This is a genomic window from Streptacidiphilus sp. ASG 303, from assembly GCF_020991365.1.
In the GTDB taxonomy this organism is placed as follows: Bacteria; Actinomycetota; Actinomycetes; order Streptomycetales; family Streptomycetaceae; genus Peterkaempfera.
The window spans coordinates 292,899-305,100 of record NZ_JAJLRA010000006.1 but is presented as its reverse complement, the minus strand read 5'-3'; the positions used below and the strand labels follow the sequence as shown (position 1 = coordinate 305,100).

The 12,202-nt window shown below is 74.8% G+C and carries 10 protein-coding genes; all 10 read right to left on the bottom strand.

Annotated features, from left to right (window positions below; translation table 11 throughout):
- Nucleotides 1–301: 301 nt before the first annotated feature.
- A complete protein-coding gene (gene ligA / locus LO771_RS11690) occupies nt 302–2,770 on the bottom strand; it encodes an NAD-dependent DNA ligase LigA (protein WP_230650903.1) in 2,469 nt (822 codons plus the stop codon).
- A gap of 25 nt (nt 2,771–2,795) precedes the next feature.
- Nucleotides 2,796–3,815 carry a methionine synthase gene (locus LO771_RS11685; protein WP_308188878.1) on the bottom strand — a complete coding sequence of 340 codons (1,020 nt, stop codon included), beginning with the start codon at nt 3,813–3,815 and terminating at the stop codon, nt 2,796–2,798.
- 194 nt (nt 3,816–4,009) lie between these two features.
- Nucleotides 4,010–4,699, bottom strand: coding sequence for an SDR family oxidoreductase (locus LO771_RS11680; RefSeq protein ID WP_230650901.1), 690 nt, complete (start codon nt 4,697–4,699; stop codon nt 4,010–4,012).
- A 66-nt stretch (nt 4,700–4,765) separates the two neighbouring features.
- Entirely contained in the window at nt 4,766–5,308 is a 543-nt protein-coding gene (locus LO771_RS11675) for a TIGR00730 family Rossman fold protein (protein WP_230650899.1), read from the bottom strand.
- A 145-nt stretch (nt 5,309–5,453) separates the two neighbouring features.
- Nucleotides 5,454–6,632, bottom strand: coding sequence for a tRNA 2-thiouridine(34) synthase MnmA (gene mnmA / locus LO771_RS11670; RefSeq protein ID WP_304944793.1), 1,179 nt, complete (start codon nt 6,630–6,632; stop codon nt 5,454–5,456).
- A 25-nt stretch (nt 6,633–6,657) separates the two neighbouring features.
- Nucleotides 6,658–7,845 (bottom strand): cysteine desulfurase family protein, encoded by a 1,188-nt coding sequence (locus LO771_RS11665; RefSeq protein WP_230650897.1) that lies wholly within the window; start codon nt 7,843–7,845, stop codon nt 6,658–6,660.
- A gap of 173 nt (nt 7,846–8,018) precedes the next feature.
- Nucleotides 8,019–8,678 (bottom strand): trimeric intracellular cation channel family protein, encoded by a 660-nt coding sequence (locus LO771_RS11660; RefSeq protein WP_230650895.1) that lies wholly within the window; start codon nt 8,676–8,678, stop codon nt 8,019–8,021.
- Nucleotides 8,679–8,796: 118 nt separating this feature from the next.
- A complete protein-coding gene (locus LO771_RS11655; RefSeq protein WP_230650892.1) occupies nt 8,797–9,894 on the bottom strand; it encodes an ABC transporter ATP-binding protein in 1,098 nt (365 codons plus the stop codon).
- A gap of 111 nt (nt 9,895–10,005) precedes the next feature.
- Nucleotides 10,006–11,091 carry an ABC transporter ATP-binding protein gene (locus LO771_RS11650; RefSeq protein ID WP_230650889.1) on the bottom strand — a complete coding sequence of 362 codons (1,086 nt, stop codon included), beginning with the start codon at nt 11,089–11,091 and terminating at the stop codon, nt 10,006–10,008.
- Nucleotides 11,088–12,092, bottom strand: a complete 1,005-nt coding sequence (locus LO771_RS11645; RefSeq protein ID WP_230650886.1) for an ABC transporter permease — start codon at nt 12,090–12,092, stop codon at nt 11,088–11,090. The genes LO771_RS11650 and LO771_RS11645 overlap by 4 nt, the downstream gene beginning before the upstream one ends.
- Nucleotides 12,093–12,202: the final 110 nt, after the last annotated feature.

Genomic DNA, 12,202 nt, shown 5'->3' with positions numbered 1-12,202 from the left:
ACGCCGGCCGCCGCCCGGTGCGGGGACCGCACGTCTCCCCTGCCGCGGCCCTGTCGGGCGGCACCGGCGCACGTCCGAGGGTCTCCCCGCGGTGCGAGCGGTGGGTGCCTCGCCTGATGGTCCGCGCGCGACAGCGCCGTCGCCGCGGCCCCGCTCGCGCGGGCAGGCTGCGTCCCAGGGTAAGTCCACGCCGGGAGGAGGGGCAGGGTTTCGGACATGCGAACCCGCGCCGTTGTGCGGGAGACCCCCCGGAGACCGGTCCATGCCAACGGGATCCGGCCACCGGAGGGGTGACGTCCGGTCAGTCCTGCGGCTGCCCCTCCGGAACGGGGTCCACCGAGGGGGCCGCCGCGGAGTCCTGCGCGGCGGAGTCCTGTGCGGCGGAGTCCTGCGCGGCGTCCTGCGCGGCGGAGTGCTGTGCGGCGGCGGCCTCCCGGGAGTCGCCGTCTCCGGGGGAACCCTGCGCGGCGGCGTCGCCGGAGGCGCCCCCGGCCCCGGCCTCCGCCCCGACGGGCTCCTTCTTCCTCGGGGCCCGCTTCCTCGGGGCCGCCTTCGCCGCCTCGGCCTCCTCCCCCACGGGCAGGCCGAGCCGGATGCGGGCGGCGTCGGACCCCTGCTCCAGCAGGACCGCGAAGCCGTCGTCGTCCAGGACGGGCAGGCCGAGCTCCACGGCCTTGTCGTACTTGGAGCCGGGGTTGTCGCCCACGACCACGAAGTCGGTCTTCTTCGACACCGACCCGGTGACCTTGGCCCCGCGCGACACCAGGGCCTCCTTGGCGCCGTCGCGGGTGTGGGAGGCCAGGGTGCCGGTGACCACCACGGTGAGGCCGGCCAGCAGGTCGGACCCCTCGCTCCCGGCGGCGTCCTCGGTGAAGCGGACGCCGACGCGCCGCCACTTCTCGATGATCTCCCGGTGCCAGTCCTCCGCGAACCACTGCGTGATGGAGGCGGCGATGGTCGGGCCGACGCCCTCGGTGGCGGCCAGCTCCTCCTCGCTCGCCGCCGCGATGCGGTCGAGGTCGCGGAACTCGCGGGCCAGCGCCTGGGCGGCGACCGGCCCCACGTGGCGGATGGAGAGGCCGGCGATGATCCGGGCGAGCGGCCGCTCCTTGACGGCCTGCAGGTTCTCCAGCAGGGCGGTGGCGGTCTTCTTCGGCTCGCCCTTGAGGTTGGCGAAGAAGGTGACGACCTTCTCCTCGCCGGTCTTCGGGTCCCGCTTGGGCAGGCCGGTGTCGGGGTCGCGGACCACGGCCTTGATGGGCAGCAGCTGCTCGACCGTCAGGTCGAAGAGGTCGCCCTCGTCCCGCAGCGGCGGCTCGGCGGGCTCCAGCGGCTGGGTGAGGGCGGTAGCCGCGACGTAGCCCAGCGCCTCGATGTCGAGGCACTTCCGGCTGGCCAGGTAGAAGATCCGCTCGCGCAGCTGGGCCGGGCAGGAGCGGGCGTTGGGGCAGCGCAGGTCGACGTCGCCCTCGGACATCGGCCGCAGCGGCGTGCCGCACTCGGGGCACGCGGACGGCATCACGAACTCCCGCTCGGTGCCGTCGCGCAGGTCCACCACCGGGCCGAGCACCTCGGGGATGACGTCGCCCGCCTTGCGGAGCACCACGGTGTCGCCGATCAGCACGCCCTTGGCCTTGACGACGTCCTGGTTGTGCAGGGTGGCGTACTCGACCTCCGAGCCGGCCACCGTGACCGGCTCCATCACCGCGTACGGGGTGCAGCGGCCGGTGCGGCCGACGTTGACCCGGATGTCCAGCAGCCGGGTGTTGACCTCCTCCGGCGGGTACTTCCAGGCGATGGCCCAGCGGGGCGCCCGGGAGGTGGCGCCGAGGCGGCCCTGCAGCGCCACCTCGTCGACCTTGACGACCACGCCGTCGATCTCGTGCTCCACCGAGTGCCGGTGCTCGCCGAAGTGGGCGACGAAGTCCTTGACCTCGGCGAGGGTGCGCACGACCTTGTTGTGGCGGGCCGTGGGCAGGCCCCACGCGCGCAGCATGTCGTAGGCGTGCGACTGGCGGTCGATCGCGAGGCCCCGGCGGGCGCCGATGCCGTGGACCACCATGTGCAGCGGCCGGGTCGCGGTGATCCGGGGGTCCTTCTGCCGCAGGGACCCGGAGGCGGAGTTGCGCGGGTTGGCGAAGGGCTTGTCCCCCGCCGCGACCAGCGAGGCGTTGAGCTGCTCGAACTCCTCGGTGGGGAAGTAGATCTCGCCCCGGACCTCCACCAGCTCCGGCACGGGGTGCCCGGCGTCGCCGCGCAGCCGGTCCGGGATCTCGGCGATGGTGCGGACGTTGGCCGTGACGTCCTCGCCGGTGCGGCCGTCGCCGCGGGTGGCGGCGCGCACCAGCCGGCCGTCCTCGTACACCAGGCTGATGGCGGTGCCGTCGACCTTGAGCTCGCACAGGAAGTGGTACTCCTGGTCGCCGAGCTCGCGGGCGACGCGGTCGCCCCAGGCGTCCAGCTCCTCCCCGGTGAAGGCGTTGTCCAGGCTGAGCATCCGCTCCAGGTGCGCGACCTCGGCGAACTCGTTGGAGTACGTGCCGCCGACCTTCTGCGTGGGCGAGTCGGGCGTGCGCAGCTCCGGGTAGCGCTCCTCGATGCCCTCCAGCTCCCGCATCAGGGCGTCGAACTCGGCGTCGCTGACGACGGGCGCGTCCCTGACGTAGTAGCGGAAGCGGTGCTCCTCGATCTCCTGCGCCAGCACGACGTGGCGCTCGCGGACGTCCGCCGGCGCCCCCGCCGGGTCCGCGACCCTGCCGTCACCCGCCACGCGGGCCTCCCTCACCTCGATGCGCCTACTCGGGCGTGTCCGCCAGGCTCCGGGCCGCCATGACGCTCCGTGACAGCGCGCGGCGGGCGTAGGCGGGGGAGGCCCCCGCGAGCCCGCAGCTCGGCGTCACCACGACACGGCGGGCCAGGGACTCCGGGGCGAACCCCAGCCTGCGCCACAACCTCCTGACGACAGCGACACTACCGGCAGGGTCCGACAACGGGGCGTCGGTGCCCGGCAGGACCCCGGCGAGGAGCACGGTGCCGGCCTCGACGGCCTCCCCGACCGCGTCGTCGTCACGCTCGGTCAGCAGGGACGCGTCGAGGGAGACCGCGGCGGCGCCCGCCCGGCGCAGCAGGGCGATCGGCACCCCGGGGGCGCAGCAGTGCACCGCGACGGGGGCGTCGACGGCCCCGACGACCTGGCGCAGGACGTCCTCGGCGACCTGCCGGTCCACCGCCCGCAGCCGCTGGAAGCCGCTGGCCGTGGGCACCTGTCCGGTCAGCACGGCGGGCAGCGAGGGCTCGTCGAGCTGGAGCACCACCTCGGCGCCGGGCACGCGGCGCCGCACGTCGGCGAGGTGGCGGCGCAGGCCCTCGGCGAGCGAGCCGGCCACGTCGCGGCAGGCGCCGGGGTCGGCGAGCGCCTTCTCGCCGTGCTTCAGCTCGATCGAGGCGGCGAGCGTCCACGGCCCCACGGCCTGGACCTTCAGCGGCCCGGACCGGCCCTGGGTGAACTCCTCCAGGGCGTCGAGGTCCTCGACCAGCCAGGAGTGGGCGCGCCGGGTGTCGCGGCCGGGCCGGTCGGCGAACCGCCAGCCGGACGGCTCCACCTGCGCGTACAGCTCCACCAGCAGTCCGGCGCCGCGCCCGACCATGTCGGCGCCCGGCCCGCGGGCGGGCAGCTCGGGCAGGTGCGGCAGCGCCTCCAGCTCGCCGACGACGGTCCGCACGGCCTCCCGCGCGTCGGTGCCGGGCATCGAGCCGACACCGGTGGCGGCGGCCTCCAGTTCGGGGAAGGGGTGCTCAGCGCTCTCAGTGGTCACGTCGGAAGGGTACGAGACGCGGGGCCCGCCGCCGTCCGCCCGGGCGGCCGCGTGCCGTTCCCGCAGCGGCCGGGGCCCGGGGGCCTCCCGGCAGGCCCTCCCGGGGGGCCTGGGCGGCACGGACGGCGGGGGCGGCCGCACGGCGCCGGGACGCGGCCCCGTCCCGGAGGTGCCGCCGGCCGCAGGCGCGCCCGTCAGCGGCCCGGGCGGACCGTCACGTCGGTGATCTCCGCGTCGCGCGGCAGGTCGAGGGCGGTGAGCACGGTCGCGGCCACCGACTCGGGGTCGATCCAGGCCGCGGGGTCGTAGGCCCTGCCCTCCTGGGCGTGGACCTTCTCCTGCATCGGCGTGGCGGTGCGGCCCGGGTAGACGCTGGTGACCCGCACGCCGTTGCCGTGCTCCTCCTCGCGCAGGGCGTCGGCGAGCGCCCGCAGCGCGAACTTGCTGGCCGCGTAGGCGCTCCACTGGGCGTTGGCCCGCAGCCCGGCGCCGGAGTTGACGAAGAGGACGCGGCCGCGGGCCTGCCGCAGCGAGGGCAGCAGGAGCCGGGTGACCTCGGCGGGGGCGACCGTGTTCACGGCGAGGGTCTGCTGCCAGACCTTGGGCGGCAGCTCCCCCACCGGTCCCAGCTCGACGACGCCCGCCACGTGGACCAGGGAGTCCAGCTCCACCGGGAGCTCCTGGTGGCCGAAGGCCCAGGAGAGCCGTTCGGGCTCGGCGAGGTCGCCGACGAGCGTGCGGCTGCCGGGGAACCGCTCGCGCAGCTCCTTGGCGCGCCGGGCGTCCCGCGCCAGCAGCCACAGCTCGTCGCCGCGCCCGGCCAGCCGCCGGGCGACCGCCGCGCCGATGCCGGACCCTGCCCCCGTGATCAGATGCGTTGCCATGGGCCGATTCCTACCACGGCCCGCTCCCCGCCGGTGCGCGGAGGGGGCGGGCCGGGGGCGGACGGCTCAGCCCGCCGTGGCGGCGGCGGCCTCGAGGTCGGCGAGGGCGGTGGCGGGGTCCTCGGCGAAGAGGGCCAGCTCGTCCAGCGGCAGGGGCAGGAAGCCCTCGGCGTCCATCCGCTGCAGCTGGCTGCGCAGGCCGTCGTAGAAGCCCTCGCTGTCGAGGACCACGACCGGCTTGGCGTGCAGGCCGTGCTTCTTCAGCTCCAGCACCTCGGTGAGCTCGTCGAGCGTGCCGAGGCCGCCGGCGAGCACCACGACCGCGTCGGCGCGGGCGAGCAGCGCGGCCTTGCGCTCGGCCAGGTCGCGGGTGGTCACGAGCTCGTCGGCGCCCTGGTAGGCCTTGTGGGCCAGCAGCTCGACGGAGATGCCGACCAGGCGGCCCCCGGCGGCCTTGACGCCGTCGGCGAGGACGCCCATCAGGCCGGCTTGGGAGCCGCCCCAGACGAGGGTGTGGCCGCGCTCGCCGAGCAGGGCGGCGAACTTCCGGGCCGGGGCGGTGTAGCGGTCGTCGAGGTCGGCGGCGGAGCAGAAGACGGTGATGTCCATGGTGCCTCCATGCGTATCACGCGCCCCCGCCCCCGGGCCACGGGGGTGCGGCGGCGGGGCCGGGGGGGGCGGCCGGGGCCGCCCGGCCCGCTCCGGACCCGGCCCGGCGAGGATCAGGCCCGGCGAGGGTCAGGCCCGGCGGGGGTCAGGCCCGGGCCGCGCTGCGCCGCTCGGTGGCGGCGATGGTGGCCGAGCCGACCACGCGCGTCCCCTCGTAGAGCACCACGGCCTGGCCCGGCGCGATCCCCCGGGCGGGCTCGGCGAGGCGCACCCGCAGCTCGCCGTCCACGAGCTCCGCGGTCACCGGCACCTCGCCGCCGTGGGCGCGCAGCTGGGCGGTGTACTCCCCCGGGCCGGCCGGGGCCGGGCCGCACCAGCGGGGGCGGATGCCGGTGAGCGCCACGACGTCCAGGGCCTCGGCGGGGCCGACCGTGACCCGGTTGTCGACCGGGGAGACGTCCAGGACGTAGCGGGGCTTCCCGTCGGCGGCGGGACGGCCGATCCGCAGGCCCTTGCGCTGGCCGACGGTGAAGCCGTAGGCGCCCTGGTGCTCGCCGACCTTGGTCCCGTCGGTGTCGACGATGTCGCCGGGGGAGGTGCCCAGGCGCTGCGCGAGGAAGCCCTGGGTGTCGCCGTCGGCGATGAAGCAGATGTCGTGGCTGTCGGGCTTGCGGGCGACGGCGAGGTCCCGGCGCTCGGCCTCCTCGCGGATCAGCTCCTTGGGGGTGTCGCCGAGCGGGAAGAGGGCGCGGGCGAGCTGGTCGGCGTCGAGCACGCCCAGCACGTACGACTGGTCCTTGGCGGCGTCGACGGCCCGGTGCAGCTCGCGGCCGGCGGGGCCGTCCACGACGCGGGCGTAGTGGCCGGTGCAGACGGCGTCGAAGCCGAGGGCGAGGGCCTTGTCCAGCAGCGCCGCGAACTTGATCTTCTCGTTGCAGCGCAGGCACGGGTTGGGGGTGCGCCCGGCGGCGTACTCGGCGACGAAGTCGTCGACGACGTCCTCGCGGAAGCGCTCGGCCATGTCCCAGACGTAGAAGGGGATGCCGATCACGTCGGCGGCGCGGCGGGCGTCGCGGGAGTCCTCCAGCGTGCAGCAGCCGCGGGCGCCGGTGCGGAAGGACTGCGGGTTGGCGGAGAGGGCGAGGTGGACACCGGTCACGTCGTGCCCGGCCTCGGCGGCGCGGGCGGCCGCGACCGCGGAGTCCACCCCTCCGGACATGGCCGCCAGGACCCGCAGGCGGCGCCCGCCGCCGGGGCCGGCCGGCCCGTCCGCTCCGGGCAGGGCCGCGCCGGGCCCGCTGCCCGTACCAGGAAAGTCGCTCATGATGCCCACCAGGGTACGGGCCGGTTCAGCGCCGTGCCGAGGCGAGGCCCGCGTTCCGGGCGCGCTCGACGACCGGGCCGATGGCCTCGGCCAGCGCCTCGACGTCCGCCGCGGTGCTGGTGTGGCCGAGCGAGAAGCGCAGCGAGGCCCGGGCCAGGTCCGGCTCGGCGCCGGCGGCCAGCAGCACGTGGCTGGGCTGGGGCACCCCGGCGGAGCAGGCGGATCCGGTGGAGCACTCGATGCCGCGGGCGTCCAGCAGCATCAGCAGGGCGTCGCCCTCGCAGCCGGGGAAGGAGAAGTGGGCGTTGGCGGGGAGCCGCCCGGCGGGGTCGGGGTCGCCGTTGAGCACGGCGTCGGGGACGGCCGCGCGGACCGCCGCGACCAGGGCGTCCCGCAGCGCGGCGGTCTCCTTGGCGTGGACGGCCTGCCGCTCCACCGCGATCCGGGCGGCGGCGGCGAAGCCGGCGGCGCCCGGCACGTCGAGCGTCCCGGAGCGGACGTCGCGCTCCTGCCCGCCGCCGTGCAGCAGCGGGACGGGGGTGAAGGCCCGGGAGAGGACGAGGGCGCCGATCCCGTACGGGCCGCCGATCTTGTGGCCGGTGACGGTCATCGCGTCGAGGCCGGAGTCGGCGAAGGACACCGGGACCTGGCCGAGCGCCTGCACGGCGTCGGAGTGCACCGGGATCCCGTACGCGTGGGCCGTCTCGACCAGCTCGGCGACCGGCTGCAGGGTGCCGACCTCGTTGTTGGCCCACATCACGGTGACCAGCGCGACCGTCCCGGGGCCGGTGCCGCCCTCGATCGCGGCGCGCAGCGCCTCGGGGTGCACCCGGCCGTACCGGTCGACCGGCAGGAACTCGACCTGCGCGCCCTCGTGGTCGCCGAGCCAGTGGACCGCGTCCAGGACGGCGTGGTGCTCGACCGGGCTGCAGAGCACCCTGGTCCGGGCGGGGTCGGCGTCGCGGCGGGCCCAGTACAGGCCCTTGACCGCGAGGTTGTCGGACTCGGTGCCGCCGCCGGTGAGGACGACCTCGCTCGGCCTGGCGCCCAGGGCCCGCGCCAGCGCCTCCCGGGACTCCTCGACGACGCGCCGGGCGCGCCGTCCCGCCGCGTGCAGGGACGACGCGTTGCCGGTGCTGCCGAGGTGCGCCGTCACGGCGCTGATCGCCTCGGGGAGCATCGGGGTGGTCGCCGCGTGATCGAGGTAGGGCATGGCCCGTCCATAGTAGGGCCAGCCCGGTCCGCGGGTGACCGCCGTACGCCGCCCGGCGGGCGGGCGGGCGCCGTCCTCGCAGGTCGGCGGCGGCAGGGCCCGCACGCCGCCCGCCGCGGGCCGCCCTCACCCGGCGCTCGAGGGGCCGCTCCCCACCGGTCACTCCTCGCCGGTCACTCCTCGCCGGTGCGGGCGCCGTTGCGGTGCCAGGCCCGCGGTGCGCGCCACCCGTACCGGAGCGCCAGCATCCGCAGCACGAAGGCGACCAGGGCGGCCGCGGTGCCGGTGACCGGCCCGAGCGCGTCGGCCGCGATGAGCACCGCCACGAGGACGGCGGCCGCCATCGCGGGCACCGCGTAGATCTCGCGGTCCCAGCGCAGCAGGGAGGGGACCTCGTTGGCCAGCACGTCGCGGACCACGCCGCCGCCCACCGCGGTCGCCACGCCCAGCGCCACCGAGGCGACCGCGCCCAGCCCGTAGTCGTGGGCCTTGGCGGTGCCGGTGACCGCGAAGAGGCCGAGGCCGAGGGCGTCCAGGGACTGCACGGTCCAGGTGATCCGCTCCACCTCGGGGTGGAGGAAGAAGACGACGACCGCGGCGGCGAGCGGCGTGAAGAAGTAGCCGGTGTCGGTGAAGGCCGCCGGCGGCACCGCGCCGATGATCAGGTCGCGGAGCACGCCGCCGCCCAGGGCGGTGACCTCGGCGAGCATCGCGATGCCGAAGATGTCGAGGTTCTTGCGGACGGCGAGCAGGCCGCCGGAGAGGGCGAAGACGAAGATGCCGGCGATGTCGAGGGTGTGCTGGACGTCGGGGGTGAAGAGCTGCGAGGTCACCGCTCCATGGTCCACGGTGCGCCGGAGCGGCCGGGGAGGGGACCGGGCGGGAGGGGACCGGGCGGACGGCGGACCGGGCGGGAGGCGCGTGCGCGCATCCCGCCCGGTGTCCGTGCGGTCACCCCGCGGCCGCGGCCGCCTTCTTCTCCCCGCCCTCGCTGCCGGGGGCGTTCTCGGGGAAGTGGCAGGCCACCTGGTGGCCCGAGGCCAGGGCGACCAGCGGCGGCTCCTGGGAGGCGCACTTCTCCTGCGCCTTCCAGCAGCGGGTGCGGAACCGGCAGCCGCTGGGCGGGTTGATCGGCGACGGCACGTCGCCGGTGAGCAGGATGCGCTCCCGCTTGGTCCTGCGCCGGGGGTCGGGCACCGGCACGGCCGACATCAGCGCGTTGGTGTACGGGTGCATCGGCCGGGAGTACAGGGCGTCCCGGTCGGCCAGCTCCACGACCTTGCCGAGGTACATCACGGCGACGCGGTCGGAGACGTGCCGGACCACCGACAGGTCGTGCGCGATGATCATGTAGGTGAGGCCGAGCTCCTTCTGGAGGTCGTCCAGCAGGTTGACCACCTGCGCCTGGATGGAGACGTCCAGCGCGGAGACCGGCTCGTCCGCCACGACCATCTTCGGCTTGAGCGCCAGGGCGCGGGCGATGCCGATGCGCTGCCGCTGGCCGCCGGAGAACTCGTGCGGGTAGCGGTTGTAGTGCTCCGGGCTGAGCCCGCAGAGCTCCAGCAGCTCCTGCACGGCCTTCTTCACGCCGGCCTCGGTCTGCACCTTCTGCAGCCGGAAGGGGGCGCCGACGATGGTGCCGATGGTGTGCCGCGGGTTGAGCGACGAGTACGGGTCCTGGAAGATCATCTGGATGTCGCGGCGCAGCGGCCGCATCTTCGCGGTGGACAGGTGCGTGATGTCCACGCCCTCGAACTCGATCGTCCCGGCGGTCGGCTCCATCAGCCGGGTGACCAGCCGGCCGGTGGTCGACTTGCCGCAGCCGGACTCGCCCACCACGCCCAGGGTCTCGCCGGGCGCGACGGAGAAGTCGACCCCGTCCACCGCCTGCACGGCCCCGGTCTGGCGGCGCAGCAGCCCCTTGTGGATGGGGAAGTGCTTCGTCAGCCCGGTCACCTTGAGCAGCGGCTCGCGCTCGGAGGCGGGTGCGGGTGCGGGCGCCGGTACCGCCGCCGCAGCCTCCGCAGCGGTGTCGCTCTCATCAGCCATGGTTGTTCTCGTCTCCTCGGAAGTCGGGCCGGCCGTGCGGTCCGACGTGGTGCCGCGTGTGGTGCTGGCCGGCCCCGCCGGCCCGTGGCCGGCGAGGCCGGGACCCGGCCGTCAGAGCCGGGGTGCGATCTCCTCGGCGAAGATGCGGTGCCGGGTCTCGGCGGGGAGGTGGCAGGCCGCCCGGTGCCCGGGCGCCGCCTCGACCAGCTCGGGGACCTCGCTGGTGCAGCGCCCCTCGTTCCGCTCGGCGTACGGGCAGCGCGGGTTGAAGGCGCAGCCGGACGGCAGGTTGATCAGGCTGGGCGGGCTGCCCTTGACGGGGATCAGCCGGTCCTGGAGGTCCCGGTCGATGCGCGGCATCGAGCCGAGCAGGCCCCAGGTGTAGGGGTGCTCGGGCTTGTCGAAGAGGTCGGCCGCCGGGCCCTTCTCGACGCACTTGCCGCCGTACATCACCAGGATGTCGTCGGCCAGCTCGGCCACCACGCCGAGGTCGTGGGTGATGATGATCACCGACGAGCCGAACTCCTTCTGGAGGTCGCGGATGAGGTCCAGGATCTGCGCCTGGACGGTGACGTCCAGGGCGGTGGTGGGCTCGTCCGCGATCAGCAGGGAGGGGTCGTTGGCCAGCGCCATCGCGATCATCGCGCGCTGGCGCATGCCGCCGGAGAACTCGTGCGGGTAGCTGTCCACCCGCTTGTCCGGCTGGGGGATGCCGACCCGGTCGAGCAGCTGGATCGCGTGGTCGCGGGCCTGCTGCTTCTTCGCGTCCGGGTGGTGCTGGCGGTAGCCCTCGATGATCTGGTGGCCGACCGAGTAGAAGGGGTGCATCGCGGTCAGCGGGTCCTGGAAGATCATCGCCATCTTCTGGCCGCGCAGGCGCCGCACCTCCTCGGGGGAGGCGCCGACCAGCTCCTTGCCGTCGAGCCAGATCTCCCCGCTGATCCTCGGGCCGGACTTCTTGCCGACGTTGCGGTGCAGGCCCATGACGGAGAGCGAGGTGACCGACTTGCCGGAGCCGGACTCGCCCACGATGCCCAGGGTCTTGCCGCGCTCCAGCGTGAAGCTCAGGCCGTCGACGGACTTGACCACGCCGTCGTCGGTGGGGAAGTGCACCCGCAGGTCGCGCACCGCGAGGAACTCGGAGGGCGCGTCCTTCGCGAGGTCGACGAGGGGCTCGGTGGAGGGGGTGTCGGTCATGCGAGCCTCACTCGGGGGTCGACGACCGCGTAGAGCAGGTCGACGATCAGGTTGGCCATCACGATGAAGAAGGCCGCAAACAGGGTGACACCCATGATCATGGGCAGGTCGTTCTTGGTGATGCCGTTGAGCGCGTCGTAGCCGAGGCCGTGCAGGTTGAACACGTTCTCGGTGAGGATCGCGCCGCCGAGCAGTCCGCCCAGGTCCATGCCGAACACGGTGAGGACCGGGGTCATCGTCGCGCGCATGGCGTGCTTGCCGATGACCTTGCCCTCGCGCAGGCCCTTGGCCCGGGCGGTGCGGATGTAGTCCTCGCCCAGGACGTCGAGCATGGTGGCGCGGGTGAGGCGGGCGTAGGTCGCCGCGAAGAGGAAGGCCAGCGTGATCCAGGGCAGCAGCATGTTCTGGAACCACGCCACCGGGTCGTCGGCCAGGGTCACACCGGGGTCGGACTCCGGGAGCCAGCCCAGGTTGTAGACGAAGAGGGCGGAGGTGACCAGGCCGGTGAAGTACACGGGCAGGGAGACGCCGGCGAGGGCCGTCACCATGGTCACCCGGTCCAGCACCGAGCGCTTGCGCAGCGCGGAGAGCACGCCGGTGCCGACGCCGAAGACGAGCCAGAGGGTGGCCGCGCCCGCGGCGAGCCAGGCGGTGACGGGGAAGTCGCCCGTCAGCTGGCCCCAGACGGGGGTCTGGGTCTGGGTGGAGATGCCCATGCAGGGGGCCGGGCACCAGGTGGTGTCCGGGCCGTTGTTGTACGAGCGGCCGGCGACCAGGCCCTTGAGGTACAGCCAGAACTGCTCGTAGATCGGCTTGTCCAGACCCAGCTTGACCTTGATGCCCTCGATGGCCACCGGGTTCGCGTTCTTGCCGACGTAGCGCAGGACCGGGTCGGTGTGCTGCAGCCACGGCACCAGGAAGAAGATGCCGAAGGTGATCGTGGCGACCACCAGCAGCATGACGACCACGTTCAGGAGTCGTCGGACGATGTACAGGAGCACTGCGGTCGGCTGGCCGGCGGTGGGCCGGCCGCCCCTCGTGGGGGCGGCCGGCCGGACCCGGCCCGCCTTCACCTGCCCTTCGGTCTAGCTGTGCTTACAGGTGAGGACGG